The sequence below is a fragment of the Paraburkholderia sp. genome, from assembly GCF_035501035.1.
Classification (GTDB): Bacteria; Pseudomonadota; Gammaproteobacteria; order Burkholderiales; family Burkholderiaceae; genus Paraburkholderia.
In genome coordinates, this window is record NZ_DATJWR010000392.1 from 1 (window position 1) to 15,859 (window position 15,859).

Sequence of the window (15,859 nt, forward strand, 5' to 3'; positions counted from 1 at the left end):
GATCGTGCGCGGCGTGCCGCCTTCGAGGCCGACCGCCTTGTCGGCGGCGTCCATGCGAATGTCGAGGTACTTCTCCAGACCCACGCCAGCGGCCAGCAGCGCCGCTTCGCCGTCCTGGCCGAGCTTGTTCAGATAGTTCACGCCGGCCCACACTTCATCGGGCGTGATGTCGAGATCGTCGATAGCCTTGAACAGGTCGCTCAGCAGGCGGTGCGTGATCTGCTGGAAACGCGCATTGCCGCTGTTGCCTTCCAGGTTGGCGGCGGCCTTCAGCAGATCCTGCACTTCCTTCGTTTGAAATACTTTTGCGCTCATGATTACTGTCTCCATGTAATGGCGAAAAATTCGCTCAGGCGTCGCTTTCCCGAACGGACGAGGGGTGACGGCACAGCGGTGTTACCGAAATCTTCATGTACGGGAAAAGCGGCAACGCGGTCAGGATCTCGTGCAGCTCCGCGTTGCTCTCCACATCGAAAATGCTGTAGTTCGCGTACTCGCCAACCACACGCCAGATATGGCGCCACTTGCCGCTGCGCTGCAGCTCCTGCGAATACTCTTTCTCGCGAGCCTTGATCTGGTTGGCGACATCGGCAGGCATGTCGGCGGGAATATTCACATCCATTCGTACGTGGAAAAGCATCGTCAGCGTCCTGTTGTCTTGGGGTGCGGATTACTTCGTGACCTTCATTAGCCCGTCACGCGTGAAGCGCCTGACCCTGGCTTCGTCCAGTTCAATGCCCAGCCCCGGGCCGTTCGGCACGGTAAGCTCGAAGTCGCTGTAATCCAGCGGTGTGGTCAAAATCTCTTCGGTGATCAGCAGCGGCCCGAACAGCTCGGTGCCCCACTGCAGGTTGGCGAAGCTCGCGAACAGCTGCGCCGAGGCAATCGTGCTGAACGCGCCTTCGAGCATCGTCCCGCCATACAGTTCGATACCTGCCGCATCGGCAATCGCCGCCACGCGCTGCGCGGCGAACAGCCCACCGCTTTGTTCGATCTTGATGGCGAATACATCGGCGCCCTCGTTCTTCGCGATCTCGAATGCGCTTTCCGGGCCTTGCAGGATTTCGTCGGCCATCAATGCCACCGGGAAGCGGCGCATGAGGCGCGCGAGCGCGGCCGGGGATGCCACCGGCTGCTCGACGAGTTCGCAGCCCGCGTCGGCCAGCGCTGGAATCGCCCATGCTGCCTGCGTCTCGCTCCACGCCATGTTGACGTCCACGCGCACCGTGGCGCGTTCGCCCACGGCCTTCCTGATTTCCGCGACGTGCCGGATATCGGTCTTGAGATCCCTGGCGCCGATCTTCAGCTTGAAGATCTTGTGGCGGCGCACGTCGAGCATCGTTTCCGCTTCGGCGATATCTTTCGCGGTATCGCCCGAAGCCAGCGTCCAGGCAACCGGCAGGCGCTCGCGGCGGCGCCCGCCCAGCAGTTCGCTCACCGGCACGCCAAGGCGCTTGCCCTGCGCATCGAGCAGCGCGGTTTCGAGCGCGCACTTCGCGAAGTGATTGACCTTGACCAGCTTGCCCAGATGCGCCATCAGCGCCTGAATCTGCGTGGCGTCCCGGCCGACCATCGCCGGGGCGAAGTAGGCGTCGATCGCCAGCTTCATCGCCTCCGGGCTTTCCGGGCCGTAAGCCATGCCGGCAATCGTCGTGCCTTCGCCGATACCGAACACGCCGTCGCTGCAATAGACCTTCACCAGCATCAGGGTTTGCCCGTACATGGTGGCGACCGAGAGCTTGTGAGGGCGGATCGTCGGCAGATCGACGAGGCGGGTTTCGATACGTTCGATCGTGGCGGTGGTCATGTCGAATGCGGCGCAAGTGAAGTAGATACGATAGTTTTATACACGTCGCGCATTCGCACAGTCCAATACTATTTGCGTCCAATTCAATACCTTTATAGTATTGAACCGCCGCAATCGCCCGTCTTTGGTATGATATTGCGGTGCATCATATTCTTTGAGTATCGATAATTTGATGCTCCTCTTTGGGATCAGACCATGGACCTACGTCAGCTTCGTTACTTCGTTGCCGTTGTCCGCGAGCGCAATTTCACTCGCGCCGCGGAGCAACTGCGCATCGCGCAACCGCCACTGAGCCGGCAGATTCAATTGCTCGAACAGGAGATCGGCGTCCCTCTGCTGATTCGCAACACCCGCCCGGTGCGCACGACCGACGCGGGCCGTCTGGTCTACGAGCAGGCAATGCAGATACTGGGTCGCGTCGAGCAGATGCAAACGGCTGCGAAGCACGTGGGGCTGCATCAGCGGACCGTGCTGTCGATCGGCTTCGTCGCCTCGGTGCTTTATTCCGGACTGCCAACATTGATGCGCAAGCTGCGTCAGCATGCGCCGGAACTGGACATCCAGATGGTGGAGCTCATGTCGGTGCAGCAGATCCAGGCGTTGAAGGAAGGCCGCATCGATCTTGGCTTTGGCCGGGTGCGCCACAGCGACCCGAACGTGGCCGGCATCGTCCTGCGTGAAGAGCCCCTCGCCGTGGTGGTGCCCGTCGAGTCCCCCATGGCAAAAGAATCGACGCCAATCCCCATCGAGCAGTTGGCCGGACAAAAGCTGATTGTTTATCCGAAGGAGCCGCGCCCCAGTTTCGCCGATCAGGTATTGAGCATGTTGCACGGTGATGGCGTGCAACCCGGCGAGGTACTCGAGGTACGGGAGATCCAGGCGGCACTGGGCCTCGTCGCGGCCGAGTTCGGCGTGTGCGTGATTCCCGCGTCAGCGCGGCAAATACGCCAGGATGTGCACTACCGCCTGATAGACAGCGACCACGCCACTTCACCGATCATCCTGAATCACCGCGTGAACGACAGCTCGGTCTACATCGACCTCGTCAAGCAACTGGTCAAGGAGATGTATGCGGAACCTCAATTGTGGCTTCCCGAGAAGAAAAAGAAGCCGTGAATGGCTGCGCGCTCATCGAGGCTCGCAAGCCGCTGCGATCGTCGGTGAGCGCGCGAGACCCTGAACATGAGGATGTCACGCAACATCGTCACGTTCAGGGCCGAATCGAGCCTCAGTGAAAGTCAGTGGTTCGGCGATAGGGCGATATCTGCCTTTGCCGCATCCAGACGCAGGCTGAACACGGCAAGCGCAGCGCCCGCGAGGGGCACCGCCAGCGCGAGGAAAAAGCCGGAAGGGCCGCCCCACGAAAGAAACGTGCCGCCGATCGCCGATCCCACGATTGCGCCCGCCCGTCCCATGCCGATTGCCCACCCTGTTGCCGTGGCACGCAGAGCGGTTGGGTACGCGCCCACGATCAGGTAGTTCAGCGCAATCTGCTGCCCGCCAATACCAAAACCCGCAGCCCCCACAAGAGCAAAGACAAGTGCCCAGTTCGTGCCGGCATGACTCAGGCCGAGTGCGATGACGATGCCAGACGCGAACATGGCGCCAAGCAGAGTGCGTGTGTTCATGCGAGGCAAGAGGAACGAGAGCGGAATCGCGCAAACGATGAACACGGCATTGACGATCACAGTGCCGAGCGGCGCCTGCGCCGCCGGCAGGCCGGCGGATTTGAGCACGGTGGGCAACCACGAGAGAAGCATGAACCATGCGACCCAGTTGAGCAGATAGACGGTCCAGATTGCGAGCGTTTTCCCTGCATAGCCGTCCCGAAACAGTGCACCGACGCTTGCCTTCGCAACGGCTTCCTCGGGCACGGTGAAGCGCACGTCGGGCGGCAACGGCTGCGTCACGATCTTCGAGAGCGTCTTGTGCACGTATTGCTGCCCGCGGGCGTCGCCGCGCGCCGCCCGATAGTAGAGCGACTCGGGCAGCAGAAGCGCCGCGAGCACGAGCACGGCAAGCGGCACACCGCCACCCACGACAAAGATGCCCTGCCACCCAATGACAGGCAGCATGCGTGCCGCGAGCAAGCCTCCGAGCATGGCCCCCGCTGGCAGGCCGAGCAGCACGCCGGTCATGATCGCGCCGCGCAGTCGTGCCGGGCCGTACTCGGCGGCGAGTGCGAGCAGCACCGGCGTGCAGCCGCCCATGCCCAGCCCGGCAATGAAGCGCAACACCAGGATGAGTTGGGGATTGGTCGCCCAGGAAGTGGCCAACGTTGCGCAGCCAAAGAGCGCAAGTCCGATCATGATCGCGGGCCGGCGGCCTATGCGGTCTCCGACGAGACCCAGCGTCATCGCGCCAACGGTCATGCCGATGATCCCGGCGGTCAGGATGGGCGCCAGCGCGCCGGCGGGCAGCTTGAACGCAGCGAGAATCGCAGGCCCGGTAAAGGCGATGGCCTGCGTGTCGAAGCCATCGAGCAGCGCAATCAGCACGCAGATCGCGAGCACACGGCATTGGAACGCACCGAGCCGTTCTCTGTCGATTAGCGCCGGAATGGACCGGATGGAAGGGTGAATCATGACGAGAGTCTCCAATCGACACGCATCCTGGAGAGGCGTGGCATTTGATTTTTTCTGGAAATCAGGCGATCTTCGGCGCGGCGATTTATCTTTCCCTTAAGCGGGAAAGCCGCCACACGTATTGGCTATTGTGTTTGGCACAAACCCGGCTAAGCATAGATCGCCGTATTTCGCGCTGTCCAACACCTAATAGGTATCGGTCCATACCGATACGGCATAGTTCTCAAACGGATGATCAATTGAACCGAACACCTGACGTGTAAACCCTGGTATCAAGTTGCGTCGTCAACGAGACGATGTATGTGCAAGTTGAAACACCGAATCATCGCACCCTATCGGGAAGCGGCATCAAGTCATCTCGATGATCGAAAAGAACAGCCACATGAAAATCTCCGGCCAAGGCATGCTCAATTACCACCAGAACCGGCAGTTGCAACATGCAAATGCGTTCACGGTTCGCCACCGGATTCTGGTTTATTTCGGCGCATGCATGACGGCCGCATTGATCGTTTTCAGTGTCGCTATCACTGCGCTCGTCGAGCGCACTCCCGAAGTCGAGACGCTCGCGCTCGCGCTCACAATCGCAGCCGTTCTCGCTTTCCTGCTCTTTCTCACATCTTGGGCGAAGTCAGCCAGGCCGTTTCGCAGATGGAGGGTGTCACGCAGCAAAATGCAGCACTCGTAGAGCAGATTGCAGCTGCATCCGAAGCGCGGCGAGAGCAGGCCAGGCATTTGCGACGCACCGTCGATCAATTTACGCTGCGAACCGCCGCATGCACGTAGGCGCGAGTCCGCCGCCAGTGGATCCGGGAACGCGGGCAAGGTCGCACCGGTCTCGTGCGGCGGCACAGCCTAACCACGCGTTCACTGCGCCGCGAGCCGCTGTGCGGAAAAGCGCAGGCCCTCGAAAAGCCGCTCTGCCACACGTTCGGGAAAGCCTTCGGGCAGCGCCGACGCGACCTCATCGATCGCGCGGGGCGTGCGCTCGAGCACGCGTTCGACGAGCGGCGCCGCGTCGGGCCCGTAGTGGCAAAGTTGTGCGGTAGCGTCGAAGTGCGTGCGCTTCACGTCGCGCATGCGGTAATGGCGCGCCCTCCCCCACACCGCCATTGCGAGCGAAGCCTTGTGCCACGACCACTGGTTGCCGCCGTCCCCCTCCACCGGCCAGATCGACATCACGTCATAGAGCGGGGCGAGCTGGAAGCGCCCCGCAGGCAACAGGCGGATGCTGAAATTCTTCGCGTGGCCGTCCGGCGCGGCGAGCATCCAGAAGACGATTTGCGCGGTGAGGAAAGTCTCGAGATCTTCCCGCGCCTGCTGCGACTGGCGCAAGAGTCCCGCGATCTCGCGCACGCCTGGGCCGCCATGCGCCTCATACTTGCGATGCGGCGCAACCCCGAGTGCCTGGCAGAAGTCCTCCTGCGGCAGGCGCAGGAGTGCGCCGCTACGCGCACGCGCACGGTCGAAGCGTTCGACGCACAACACCTTCTGCGCGCCGAATGTCATGATCTCAGCCTGCGAAGCGGGCAGCCCGTAGGCTCTGAGCAGTGCCAGGCAAATCCATTCGTTTTCGACTGAGGTGTTGAAGTCCACCTTGCGATGGCCGATGAACCCTAGCGGCAGCTTCAGAATGTGCGTTGTCGGTGTGGCACCGCGCGGCAGCAGCCATTTACCGCGGTGACGCAGCAGCGCGGTTTTCTCCTGCGCGCCCGCGAGCGAAATGCGCAGCTCGTCGGCCTCCTGCGCGTCACCCGGCAACGCACCGGCCGTTTCGAGCAGCAGGCGCTCGATGGCAGCCTCGCTCAGCGCCGTGCCTTCCACGCGATCGATGCGCCCCGGCATTTCGTCTTCGCCGAGCAGTTGCACGGCGCCCACGCAGTCGCGCCCGATGGCCTTGAGTAGATCGAAGGCCTCGAGCGTATCCGTGCGAAAGCGCGCCGCAATGCGGCGGCGAATGTGCGGACTGTCGGGCAGCAGGTTGTCGAAATAATGGTGGATGCGCTCGCCGCGCAGCGGCACATCGCCAATGCCGAACGGCAGCGAGAGCGAGAGCGGCCGGCCCACGGCCGAGCGTTTCCAGGCGTCGTCGTAGCGCAGTTCGGTGTCCCCGGCCGCCGTCACGACCCACGTACCCACGCGCTCGCCGTTGGCCCAGATCGAGAGCGCGCGCGAATGCGATTTGCGGCCCATCGTCACCACTCCGGCGTGTCGGCGCCCGCGGCCGGGGCCTTGCCCGCGCCCGCCGGCTCGCGCGACTGCACGCAAAACTCCAGCCCATAGAGCGCGAAAAGCGCGAGCATCTGCTCGAGCGAGAGCCCGGCGGTGCCCGTGGTTTCGAGCGCGGAGAGTCGCGGCTGGCCGACGCCGACATGCGCTGCGGCCTGCGCCTGGGTCATGCCGCGCGCCTTGCGGGCCGACTGCAGAATCTCGCCAAGCCCGGTGGGCGTCTGGACGATGATCTTCATGGCATATTCCTGTAAGGCATAAAGCGATTATATGCCTGTGGGGAATATTTTGCCAATATCACTCACAGGAATAAAACTGCAATATCACTCATAGGAATAGTCGGCCGGCTAGCCCCCTGACCGAAACTCAGCTGTATGCACGCCGGGAAAGGCGCTGATCGCCACGCATGGCCGCGCTCAAGCGCGCGCCGCTTCCTGCCCGCGCTCATGCGCGCGCACGTCGAACGCCCCACCCGTCAAGGTCTGGTCACGCAGCGTCACCGGCTTCTTGCCCGGCAGCAGCGGGAATACGAGCTCCGCGAAACGGATCGCCTCTTCGAGGTGCGGATAGCCGGAGAGCACGAAGCTGTCCGCGCCCGCATCGACGTATTCCTTGAGGCGCGCCGCCACCGTCTGCGCGTCGCCCACGAGCGCCGTGCCCGCGCCGCCGCGTACGAGCCCCACGCCAGCCCACAGGTTCGGGCTGATTTCGAGCTGGTCGCGGCGGCCGCCATGCAGTTCGGCCATGCGGCGCTGGCCCACCGAATCCATACTCGCGTAGTTCTCCTGCGCGCGGCGGATGTCGTCGTCATCGAGCTTGCTGATCAGGCGCTCGGCTGCGGACCATGCTTCGTCATTGGTCTCGCGCACGATCACGTGCAGGCGCACGCCAAGCTTGAGTGTGCGCCCGTGGCGCGCCGCCCGGGCCCGCACGTCGGCGAACTTCTGCGCCACCGCCTCCGGCGGCTCCCCCCAGGTGAGATAGGCATCCACGTGCTTCGCCGCCAGTGCGTGGGCCGCCGGCGACGAACCGCCGAAATACAGTGGCGGATATGGCGTCTGCACCGGCGCGTGAAAATTCTGCGCGCCTTGTACGCGCAGATGCTTCCCCTCGAAGTTCACCTTCTCGCCGCGCAACAGGTCGCGCCAGATCGTGAGGAACTCGTCGGCGGCCTCATAGCGCTCGTCGTGCGAGAGAAATACACCGTCCGCCGCGAGCTCGGTGGCGTCGCCGCCCGGCACGACGTTGAGCAGCAAGCGGCCATTCAACGCCTGATCGAGCGTGGCCGCCTGACGCGCCGATGCGGTAGGCGCACCCAGCGAGGTGCGCAACGCGACGAGCAGCTTGATGCGCCGCGTGACGGGCGCCAAGCTCGCGGCCGTCACCCACGGGTCGAGGCAGCTGCTGCCGGTGGGAATGAGCAGGCCGTCGTAGCCGAGCTCCTCGGCAGTGACGGCGATCTGCCGCATATAGGCGTTGGTCGGCGCGCGGCCGAAGTCGGACTTGCCCAGGTAGCGCGTGTCGCCCGAGGTTGGCAAGAACCAGAAAATGTCGAGACTCATCAGTGATCCTGCTGCGGATAGTGGAAAGCGCGAACGCGCACGGCGTTATCGCGCGATTACCGCCGCCCGTGCATCGAACGGGGTCGTCCACTCATTGAAACAGCCCGCAGCGCTTTCCCCTACCAGTTATTCGGCAGTTGCATATGACGTTTTCGGCTATGCACCCGCCGGCGTAGTCAGCTCGTCGAGCCGCGAGAGAAAGAGCTTGAGCGTGGGGGACGTGTTCGCCCGGTTATAGCCCACCACGAGATCGACGATGGGCGCCTCCCCGTCCAGCGGCCGGCTCACCACCGACCACGGCAGCAGGTTGTTTGCATACTCGGGCATCAGCGCGAGGCCTCGCGTGGAGGCCACGAGCGACATCGCCATCGCGAGATTGTCCACGGTGTGCTCGGGCGCCAGCTGCACACCGTGCTCGCGCAAATAGCCTTCGATCACCTCGTGCAGCACGCGCGCCTTGTTCGACGCCATCACGAACGGCTCGCCCACGAAATCCTGCGCACGAATCGCCTCGCGCCCGGCGAGCCGGTGGTCGCTCGGCATCAGCACGATCAGGCGCTCGCGGCTCACTACGCGGTATTCGAGGTCGAAGCCGGGCTCCGCGCGCAAGAAGCCGAGATCGAGCTTGCCGCGCGCGAGCGCATCCGCCAGGTCGGGCGAGTAGTAGCTCGATACCGTCACGTCGATATTCGGCAGTTCGTCGCGCAGCACCTGCATCGCGCGCGGCAGCCAGGTCATCTCCTGGCCGGTGAGAAAACCGAGTGCGAAGACCTTGCGCTCGGGCAGCGCCGCGCGGCGCGCCGCTTCGGCCGCCGCGTCCACCTGTGCGAGCGCGAGCCGTGCATGATCGAGGAATGCCTTGCCCGCCGCCGTCAGTTCCACGCCACGCGCGCTGCGGCTGAAGAGCTGCACGCCCACCTGGTCTTCGAGATCGCGGATCTGCCGGCTCAGCGAAGGCTGCGAGGTGAAGAGCCGCTGCTCGGCGGCGACCGTCAGGCTGCCGGTCTCGGCGACCGCTACAAAATACCGCAGATGCCGCAGCTCCATTGCTGTCTCCCGGTTGCAACACCTCGCGCGTGCGCGTGCGCTCGCCATGCCTCGCGAGCATGCCGGCAAGCCTACAAAGTCTTTTTCACCCGCGCAAGCGGTGCCTGGACTGCCCTATCTATCGCCCCATGCGCGCGCCTCGCGACGCTTCGCATACCTCACGGGATACGCTGCCGCTCACGCGGCAGCCATCGCTCGCAGGCATGCAGGTTTCTGCAATCGGTTTGTCAGCTTTGCGGGAGTTCGCCATGGCCCTTTTTCTCCGCTTTTCACCGGCGAAGTCGCAGACAGCGGCGCAATGCGCAATCCCAATCGATTAGGCATCCAAAATGATTGACGAGCGCAGCAGCAGACTCCCAGTCGGCCCGCACGCAAAACCCGGTAGTCGAATAAACTGAATCGCATTCCCGGCAAGGCATGGTCCGCCGGCTCATCCCACCCCGTACTCGAGGAACCCAGTCATGGACACAAGGACCGTCAAGATTCCCGGCCCCGACCATCCGATCACGATCGAACCGGCGCATACGCGCGTGGTGGTGAAAGCGGGCGGCCGAGTCATAGCCGACACGCGCCGCGCGCTCACGCTGCGCGAGGCGAGCTATCCCGCCGTGTTCTACGTGCCGCGCGAAGACGCCGATATGGCGCTGCTCTCGCGCACCGAGCACACGAGCTGGTGCCCGTACAAGGGTCAGGCTTCTTACTACTCGATCACGCCCGGCGGCGAGCGCGCCGCGAACGCGATCTGGACCTACGAAACGCCGCACGCGGCCGTGGCGGCGATCAAGGACCATCTCGCGTTCTATCCCGACCGCGTCGATTCGATCGAAACGCTAGCCTGAACCTGAAGCGCCGGCGCGCAGCCAGCACCGCGGCGCGTCAAACCGTTTCGAGCCGCTGCTGCCGCTCGCGCAGCGGCTGCACGCGCTGGCCGAAGGACTCGACTTCCTCGACGAAGTGCAGGAAGCCGCCAAGCACGAGATCGATGCCAATCGCCTTGAGCGCGACGATCTTGCGGGCGATCTGCCCGGGTGTGCCGATGACCCCGGTCTTGAAGCCGTCGTTGTACTGCACGAGGTCCTCGAACTTCGAATCGGCCCACATGCGTTCGCCGGCCTAAAGTTTCCGCGGCAGCCTGCCGTTAAGCAATATGGCTTGCTGGACACCCTTTCGACCGCATGCGCCGCTGCGGCGACCTTGCCTTTGCATCGTCGACGCTCATACGAGCCCCAAGGGGTGCCTGGATTCGATGATTCGCGCGGCGTGGCGCAGCCTTCCCTTACATCCAACCAACATGCAACAGGGCACCCCGGCCACGGCGGCCAGTTTTGCCGACATGGGCGTCGACTTGCTCGACTTCTTCGACGTGACGCCCACCTCGCTGTGGCTCGAAGACTATAGCCAGTTGCGCGCGTTGTTCGAGCGCTGGCGCGCGGCCGGCGTCACCGACCTGCGCCGCTTCCTCGAAGAAGATCCGCGCCGCGTGGCCGAATGCTCGGCCTGCATCCGTGTGCTCAAGGTCAACCGGCATACGCTCGAACTCTACGGCGCGCGCGACTATGAAACGCTCGCCGCGCATCTTTCCCGCGTGCTGCGCGACGACATGTTCCAGGCACACGTGGGCGAGCTCGAACAGATGTGGGCCGGCCACACCACGTTCCAGAGCAAGAGCGTGAACTACACGCTCGCCGGGCGGCGCATGGACATCCTGCTGCGCGGCGTGATCCTGCCGGGTCATGAAGCCGACTGGAGCCGCGTGCTCGTGGCGATCGAAGACGTCTCGGCACTCGAAGAAGCGCGCCATCGCGCAACCGCGAGCGAGCAATACGCGCTGGGCATTTTCGAGCACGCGCCCGTTTCGCTTTGGGTGGAAAACTTTTCGGCCATTCGCGAACTGCTCGACGAAGTCCGCATGCAGGGCATTGTCGACTTTCGCACCTTCACGGACGTTCACCCCGAATTCGTCGAGCGCTGCATGAGCGAGATCCAGGTGCTCGACGTGAACCACTACACCCTGGGCATGTATCGCGCGCCCGACAAGGCCACGCTGCTCGCGCGCCTGCCCGAGGTCTTCCGCGACGAAATGCGCCCACATTTTCGCGAGCAGTTGCTCGATCTATGGGAAGGCCGTCTCTTTCAGCAGCGCGAGGTGGTGAACTACGCGCTCGACGGCAGCGAACTCAACGTGCATCTGCAGTTCTCCGTATTCCCGGGCCACGAAGCGCAATGGGACCTCGTATTGCTCGCGCTCACCGACATCACGGCGCGCAAGAAGGCCGAGGCCTACCTCGAATTCCTCGGCAAGCACGACGTGCTCACGAAGCTCAAGAATCGCTCGTTCTATGTGGACGAGATCAACCGGCTGCAACGCAAGGGTCCGTTCCCGGTGAGCGCGATCGTCGTCGACATGGACGACCTGAAGACCGTGAACGACCAGCTCGGGCACGCCGCCGGCGACGCGCTGCTGCGCCGCGCAGGCGAAGTCCTCGCGAAGGCGATCCAGAAGCCGTATCAGGCCGCGCGCATCGGCGGCGATGAATTCGCCGTGCTGATGCCCGGCGCCGACGAGCGGGATGCGCAGACAGTGGCGGACAGCATCATGAAGCTGGTCGAACTGAACAACCAGTTCTACGGCGGACCGAAACTGAGCTTTTCACTGGGCTCTGCGACGTGCGAGGAAGGCGAAAGCGTGGAAGCCATGCTACGCGGAGCCGACGCGGCGATGTACGAGGCCAAACGCCGACGCAACGAAACGAGCCGCGCAATGACGCAAGCCGAGGCGGCGTCGTGACGCGCCCGAACGCTTCGGACACCATACGAAAAGCGTGAAAGAAAGAGCAGGGAAATGTGACCGGCATGTGGCCATGCCTGCAGACGGGGGCGCCGCCCCCGCTTTTCAAACGCTGCACATATTCAAGCAAGCGGCGCGACGCCGCCTGCCTGCATGCAGGCCATCGCACTGGCGCGACACGACGCGCGCGCCGGCGACGAGGCCAGCAGCGCGCGCGTCCGCCATGGCGACGGACTTCGCATCACGACGCGTTGACGGCGTCCTTGAAGGCCTTGCCAGCGGTGAACTTCACGGTCTTGGCGGCCGCAATCTGGATCTCCTCGCCCGTGGCCGGGTTGCGGCCCACGCGGGCAGCACGCTGGCCGGTCGAGAACGAGCCGAAGCCGACGAGCTGAACGGAGTCACCCGAGGTGACCGCACGCGTAACGACTTCGAGGATCGCGTCGATAGCTGCGCCGGTGGCCGCCTTGGTCTCGCCCGTGCTTGCGGCGACTGCGTCAATGAGTTCCTGTTTGTTCATCTGCTACCTGTGTTGAGTTGAGAAAACCTGCATACCCTACCTCACGCGGGCGAAACAGGCAAATCGCGTTGCATATGGAAACGCGTTGGTTCGCCGCCCGGCACGTGTCTTGCGGCCCGTGCGCGCTTCGGCGAAAGCGGAATCAATAGCACAACACGAAGACAGTGTGTAGACAAAAACGCATCAAAAATGGCAAAAATGTACAAAAACGACAAACCCGGAGCCTGTAGACGGATTCACACGGGAATGATTCGTGCTGATGTCGCCTGCCAAATGACTGAAATCAGCGGTAATCTCGATCGACGATTTAGGTCAATAAATGAATGCCGCGCCGGGACAGCCGACTACCTCGTGCCCGGGAACACAGACGCCGCCTGAGCGATGTTAGGCGTGCCGCTTCTGAGGATCGCGGTGCGCTCGCGGCGCGGTGCTCGAGGCCGGCGCGGCTGCCGGCGAGAGCGCCCCCTCGATCTGCCGCGCCCCGATTCACCGTTTCGCCGCGCCATGCAAAACAGAACTGGGGTATTTCCCGCTCGAAGCGACACGTGCGAAGGGGCATCTTGACACTCACAGGGCCATTAATCGGTCATGCTTATCATTGGCAGGCTGTCGCACCGCTCGGAGCATTCGCGCCTCGTCGTCGGGCTCAGGTAAAAACCCACAGCACCCGCGTCAGCCCGTCAGTGAGATTGGCGTAGCGAAAGCGGCGACGCGCAGGCAACTGGAAGCTGTCGTCGACACGCAACGTCACCGGCTCTTCGTCGTCATCCAGCCAGATCGTGAGCTCGCCTTCGAGCACGAATCCGCCCTGCTCGTCGCTGTCGTCCACGGGGCGGTCTCCGCTCGTAGCGCCCGGATCTAGCCGGCTCTCCAGCATCGAAAAACCCGAGGACATGCTCGGCGAAACCAGCACGTCAGTGATGCCGCCGCCATAGTAGAGCGTGCGCCGCTCGCCAGGACGCGTGACCCACGGCAGCGCACGCGGCATGCTCACGCTATAGAAATAGGTGGTGGGCGTTTGCAGCGCCTCGCCTATTGCCGTGAGATCCGCCACCGTGGGCCGCGAACGGCCGCGCTCGACCTGCGAAAGAAAACCCACCGAGCGGCCAATCTTCTTCGCAAGCTCGGCAAGCGTCACCTTCTTGTGCTTGCGCAGATCGCGAATCAGGATCGCGAGGCCTTCTATTTCGTCCTGCCTGTCCATGCGGGAATCTCCGTCACACGACGTCGCGCAGCCTGTACCACAGCTTGCCGAGCGCCTCGAGCGGCGCGGCGAAGCGCTCGCCGCCCGGAAAGCGCGGATTATGAATGCGCTCGTAGAGCGAGAGCAAGTGCGCTTCGCCGAGGATCGCATCGGCAACGGCGCGCGCCGCCGCGAGTGTCGGCAGGATGCCGTGACCGGAAAAGCCCTGCAGCCAGTAGCGATTGCGTTCGTGGCCCACGTCGGGCGTGCGGCGAATGCTGATGTCGATATGGCCGCCCCACGCATACTCGAATTCGATGCCGCGCAACTGCGGGAACGCGCGTTCGAGGCTCGGCCGGATAGCCGCGCCGACGTCCTTCGGGATGCCGCCCAGATACGTGCACGCGCCGCCAAACAGCAGCCGATGATCGGGGCTTAGGCGGAAATAATCCGGCACGAACTGATTGTCGATCACGCAACTGTTGCGCGGCAGGATCGAGCGCGCTAGCTCGGGGTCCAGCTGGCGCGTGGCAACCTGCCAGGTGCCCACGGGCAGCACGCGGCTCGCGAGTTCGTCATCGAGCCGGTCGATATAGGCGTTGCAGGCGAGCACCAGTGTGCTGGCACGCACCGTGCCCTCGCGCGTGGTCGCCACATAGCCGTTCTGGATTTCGCGGTACGTGAGCACGCGGCTTTGCTCGAAGATGGCGCCGCCCGCGCGCTCGATGGCGGCAGCAAGGCCGAGCGCGAGCTTGAGCGGATCGAGATGCCCCGCCTCGGGATCGTAGAGTGCCGCCCGATAACGAGCGCTGCCGATCCACTCCGGCATCTGCGCCTCGGGAATGAAGCGCAGGCTTTCATAGCCCCACTTCTGCGCGGCTTCGTCGCGCGCGGCTTCGAGCATGCCCACGCGCGAGCGCCGGACCGCCGCCCACAGACTGCCCGGCCGATAGTCGATATCGAAGCCGTGTCGCACCGGCAGCTCGCGTACCTCGGCAGCGGCCCAGCGCATGCTGTCCCACAACTCCCGCGCACCGGCCACGCCCAGCGCCTGTTCGAACGGCGGCATATCGCACGACCAGCCGAGCAGCGCCTGGCCGCCGTTGCGCCCCGACGCGGCCCATGCGACGCGGCTCGCCTCCACGACCGCCACGCGCCGGCCGGCCAGAGCGAGCCGTAACGCCGTGTGCAAACCGCTGAAGCCCGCGCCGACAACCAGCACGTCGACGCTGTGATCGCCCGCCAGCGCAGGGCGCTCGGGCAGTGCGCCTGGCCAGTTGCGTGCGTAGTAGCTGTCGATGTGGCGAGTCGATTCGGCGAACATGGAGTGCGTCCGTGAATATATGGCGGCTAAATTTCATGAAAAAATAGCACGACATTTTCACGTACGCAATTCGGCGCATTGCGAGCAGCGCACTGCAAATCGCTTAGTTCGCGGCTTCGTCTCCCTGCGCGCGGCGCGCCCACGCTTCTATATAGGCGGGCGCCTCGCGCTCCGGCGTGTCGGTATCGGCCACGGGCGGCAGCGGCGCCAGCGCCATCGGCAGCACACCGGCCCACACAGGGCGATCCATGTCCTCTTCGTCGTCCTTCGGGCCGCCCGTGCGGATTTTGGTGACGGATTCCGCGAGCGCGATGCGCAACACCGTGGTCGCGGCCAATTCCTTGTGATTGCCCGCGCGCACCTCGTGCCTGCGGCCCGGCGCGATGTGCTCCATGAAGGCGTCGAGCACGGCGCCCTTGTGCTCCTCTCCCACCTTCTCGAACACGCCATAAATCACGGCGGAGCGATAGTTCATCGAGTGATTGAACGCCGAGCGCGCGAGCACGAGACCGTCCAGATGCGTAACTGTGACGCAAACCTGTGCGCCTTCGGCCGCGAGCCGCAACATGCGGCTGCCGTTCGAACCGTGAATGTAGAGATGCTCGCCCTCGCGCCAGCACGCGGTGGGGATGCAATGCACGCCATGCTCGTCGGCGAAAGCGACGTGGCAGACGTAGGCCTCATCAAGAATCGCGTGCAGAACCGCCGTGTCGTAGTGTGCGCGTTGCGCGACGCGGCGCACACGCGTGCGTTGCGAAGGCACCGCGCTGGTGTCGACGGCGGGTTCGTTGGCGGCATCGGCGAGGGACATCGTTTT

At 64.0% G+C, this 15,859-nt stretch carries 16 protein-coding genes and 1 pseudogene; 4 read left to right on the plus strand and 13 right to left on the minus strand.

Annotation, left to right across the window (positions count from 1 at the left end; genetic code table 11):
• From VMJ11_RS28375 to VMJ11_RS28385, 3 genes are all read right to left on the minus strand, one after another.
• Window positions 1-315 (minus strand): dioxygenase (locus VMJ11_RS28375; protein ID WP_325623996.1); only part of this gene is annotated, 315 nt, incomplete at its 3' end.
• A gap of 34 nt (window positions 316-349) precedes the next feature.
• On the minus strand, window positions 350-640 hold the full coding sequence (catC, locus tag VMJ11_RS28380) for a muconolactone Delta-isomerase (protein WP_325623997.1): 291 nt from the start codon (window positions 638-640) through the stop codon (window positions 350-352).
• A 30-nt stretch (window positions 641-670) separates the two neighbouring features.
• Window positions 671-1,807: a muconate/chloromuconate family cycloisomerase gene (locus VMJ11_RS28385; protein ID WP_325623999.1), complete on the minus strand. Its 1,137-nt coding sequence runs from the start codon at window positions 1,805-1,807 to the stop codon at window positions 671-673.
• Window positions 1,808-2,002: 195 nt separating this feature from the next.
• On the opposite strand from VMJ11_RS28385, the gene VMJ11_RS28390 reads away from it, so the two are divergent.
• On the plus strand, window positions 2,003-2,923 hold the full coding sequence (locus tag VMJ11_RS28390) for a LysR family transcriptional regulator (protein WP_325624001.1): 921 nt from the start codon (window positions 2,003-2,005) through the stop codon (window positions 2,921-2,923).
• A gap of 122 nt (window positions 2,924-3,045) precedes the next feature.
• Here the strand turns inward: VMJ11_RS28390 and VMJ11_RS28395 are convergent, their stop codons facing one another.
• Window positions 3,046-4,392, minus strand: coding sequence for an MFS transporter (locus VMJ11_RS28395; RefSeq protein WP_325624002.1), 1,347 nt, complete (start codon window positions 4,390-4,392; stop codon window positions 3,046-3,048).
• A gap of 361 nt (window positions 4,393-4,753) precedes the next feature.
• Between VMJ11_RS28395 and VMJ11_RS28400 the strand changes: the two genes are divergently transcribed.
• A complete protein-coding gene (locus tag VMJ11_RS28400) occupies window positions 4,754-5,077 on the plus strand; it encodes a hypothetical protein (RefSeq protein ID WP_325624003.1) in 324 nt (107 codons plus the stop codon).
• 179 nt (window positions 5,078-5,256) lie between these two features.
• On the opposite strand, the gene VMJ11_RS28405 is transcribed toward VMJ11_RS28400, so the two are convergent.
• The 4 genes from VMJ11_RS28405 to VMJ11_RS28420 all read right to left on the minus strand — a co-directional run bounded on the left by VMJ11_RS28405 (window position 5,257) and on the right by VMJ11_RS28420 (window position 9,227).
• Window positions 5,257-6,582 carry a type II toxin-antitoxin system HipA family toxin gene (locus tag VMJ11_RS28405; protein WP_325624005.1) on the minus strand — a complete coding sequence of 442 codons (1,326 nt, stop codon included), beginning with the start codon at window positions 6,580-6,582 and terminating at the stop codon, window positions 5,257-5,259.
• A gap of 2 nt (window positions 6,583-6,584) precedes the next feature.
• Window positions 6,585-6,857 carry a helix-turn-helix transcriptional regulator gene (locus tag VMJ11_RS28410; RefSeq protein WP_325624006.1) on the minus strand — a complete coding sequence of 91 codons (273 nt, stop codon included), beginning with the start codon at window positions 6,855-6,857 and terminating at the stop codon, window positions 6,585-6,587.
• 177 nt (window positions 6,858-7,034) lie between these two features.
• Complete coding sequence (gene ssuD / locus VMJ11_RS28415) at window positions 7,035-8,180, minus strand: FMNH2-dependent alkanesulfonate monooxygenase (protein WP_325624007.1); 1,146 nt, start codon at window positions 8,178-8,180, stop codon at window positions 7,035-7,037.
• 156 nt (window positions 8,181-8,336) lie between these two features.
• Window positions 8,337-9,227, minus strand: a complete 891-nt coding sequence (locus tag VMJ11_RS28420) for a LysR family transcriptional regulator (protein WP_325624009.1) — start codon at window positions 9,225-9,227, stop codon at window positions 8,337-8,339.
• A 461-nt stretch (window positions 9,228-9,688) separates the two neighbouring features.
• Between VMJ11_RS28420 and VMJ11_RS28425 the strand changes: the two genes are divergently transcribed.
• On the plus strand, window positions 9,689-10,066 hold the full coding sequence (locus VMJ11_RS28425; protein ID WP_325624010.1) for a DUF427 domain-containing protein: 378 nt from the start codon (window positions 9,689-9,691) through the stop codon (window positions 10,064-10,066).
• Between the two features lie 37 nt (window positions 10,067-10,103).
• On the opposite strand, the pseudogene VMJ11_RS28430 reads toward VMJ11_RS28425, so the two are convergent.
• Window positions 10,104-10,337 (minus strand): annotated as a pseudogene (locus VMJ11_RS28430) (dimethyl sulfone monooxygenase SfnG); the annotation flags it as partial.
• A 181-nt stretch (window positions 10,338-10,518) separates the two neighbouring features.
• On the opposite strand from VMJ11_RS28430, the gene VMJ11_RS28435 reads away from it, so the two are divergent.
• Window positions 10,519-12,015 carry a sensor domain-containing diguanylate cyclase gene (locus tag VMJ11_RS28435; protein ID WP_325624012.1) on the plus strand — a complete coding sequence of 499 codons (1,497 nt, stop codon included), beginning with the start codon at window positions 10,519-10,521 and terminating at the stop codon, window positions 12,013-12,015.
• Window positions 12,016-12,256: 241 nt separating this feature from the next.
• On the opposite strand, the gene VMJ11_RS28440 is transcribed toward VMJ11_RS28435, so the two are convergent.
• From VMJ11_RS28440 to VMJ11_RS28455, 4 genes are all read right to left on the minus strand, one after another.
• Window positions 12,257-12,535 (minus strand): HU family DNA-binding protein, encoded by a 279-nt coding sequence (locus VMJ11_RS28440; protein ID WP_158957947.1) that lies wholly within the window; start codon window positions 12,533-12,535, stop codon window positions 12,257-12,259.
• A gap of 646 nt (window positions 12,536-13,181) precedes the next feature.
• Window positions 13,182-13,739 (minus strand): XRE family transcriptional regulator, encoded by a 558-nt coding sequence (locus VMJ11_RS28445; RefSeq protein WP_325624013.1) that lies wholly within the window; start codon window positions 13,737-13,739, stop codon window positions 13,182-13,184.
• Window positions 13,740-13,752: 13 nt separating this feature from the next.
• Entirely contained in the window at window positions 13,753-15,042 is a 1,290-nt protein-coding gene (locus tag VMJ11_RS28450) for an FAD-binding oxidoreductase (RefSeq protein WP_325624015.1), read from the minus strand.
• A 103-nt stretch (window positions 15,043-15,145) separates the two neighbouring features.
• On the minus strand, window positions 15,146-15,853 hold the full coding sequence (locus VMJ11_RS28455; protein WP_325624016.1) for a pyridoxamine 5'-phosphate oxidase family protein: 708 nt from the start codon (window positions 15,851-15,853) through the stop codon (window positions 15,146-15,148).
• Window positions 15,854-15,859: the final 6 nt, after the last annotated feature.

What these genes read in the sequence shown, in the direction of transcription:
- catC (WP_325623997.1), bottom strand. Translation starts at nt 640, where the DNA reads ATGCTTTTCCACGTACGAATGGATGTGAATATTCCCGCCGACATGCCT.
- VMJ11_RS28385 (WP_325623999.1), bottom strand. Translation starts at nt 1,807, where the DNA reads ATGACCACCGCCACGATCGAACGTATCGAAACCCGCCTCGTCGATCTG.
- VMJ11_RS28390 (WP_325624001.1), top strand. Translation starts at nt 2,003, where the DNA reads ATGGACCTACGTCAGCTTCGTTACTTCGTTGCCGTTGTCCGCGAGCGC.
- VMJ11_RS28395 (WP_325624002.1), bottom strand. Translation starts at nt 4,392, where the DNA reads ATGATTCACCCTTCCATCCGGTCCATTCCGGCGCTAATCGACAGAGAA.
- VMJ11_RS28400 (WP_325624003.1), top strand. Translation starts at nt 4,754, where the DNA reads ATGATCGAAAAGAACAGCCACATGAAAATCTCCGGCCAAGGCATGCTC.
- VMJ11_RS28405 (WP_325624005.1), bottom strand. Translation starts at nt 6,582, where the DNA reads ATGGGCCGCAAATCGCATTCGCGCGCGCTCTCGATCTGGGCCAACGGC.
- VMJ11_RS28410 (WP_325624006.1), bottom strand. Translation starts at nt 6,857, where the DNA reads ATGAAGATCATCGTCCAGACGCCCACCGGGCTTGGCGAGATTCTGCAG.
- ssuD (WP_325624007.1), bottom strand. Translation starts at nt 8,180, where the DNA reads ATGAGTCTCGACATTTTCTGGTTCTTGCCAACCTCGGGCGACACGCGC.
- VMJ11_RS28420 (WP_325624009.1), bottom strand. Translation starts at nt 9,227, where the DNA reads ATGGAGCTGCGGCATCTGCGGTATTTTGTAGCGGTCGCCGAGACCGGC.
- VMJ11_RS28425 (WP_325624010.1), top strand. Translation starts at nt 9,689, where the DNA reads ATGGACACAAGGACCGTCAAGATTCCCGGCCCCGACCATCCGATCACG.
- VMJ11_RS28435 (WP_325624012.1), top strand. Translation starts at nt 10,519, where the DNA reads ATGCAACAGGGCACCCCGGCCACGGCGGCCAGTTTTGCCGACATGGGC.
- VMJ11_RS28440 (WP_158957947.1), bottom strand. Translation starts at nt 12,535, where the DNA reads ATGAACAAACAGGAACTCATTGACGCAGTCGCCGCAAGCACGGGCGAG.
- VMJ11_RS28445 (WP_325624013.1), bottom strand. Translation starts at nt 13,739, where the DNA reads ATGGACAGGCAGGACGAAATAGAAGGCCTCGCGATCCTGATTCGCGAT.
- VMJ11_RS28450 (WP_325624015.1), bottom strand. Translation starts at nt 15,042, where the DNA reads ATGTTCGCCGAATCGACTCGCCACATCGACAGCTACTACGCACGCAAC.
- VMJ11_RS28455 (WP_325624016.1), bottom strand. Translation starts at nt 15,853, where the DNA reads ATGTCCCTCGCCGATGCCGCCAACGAACCCGCCGTCGACACCAGCGCG.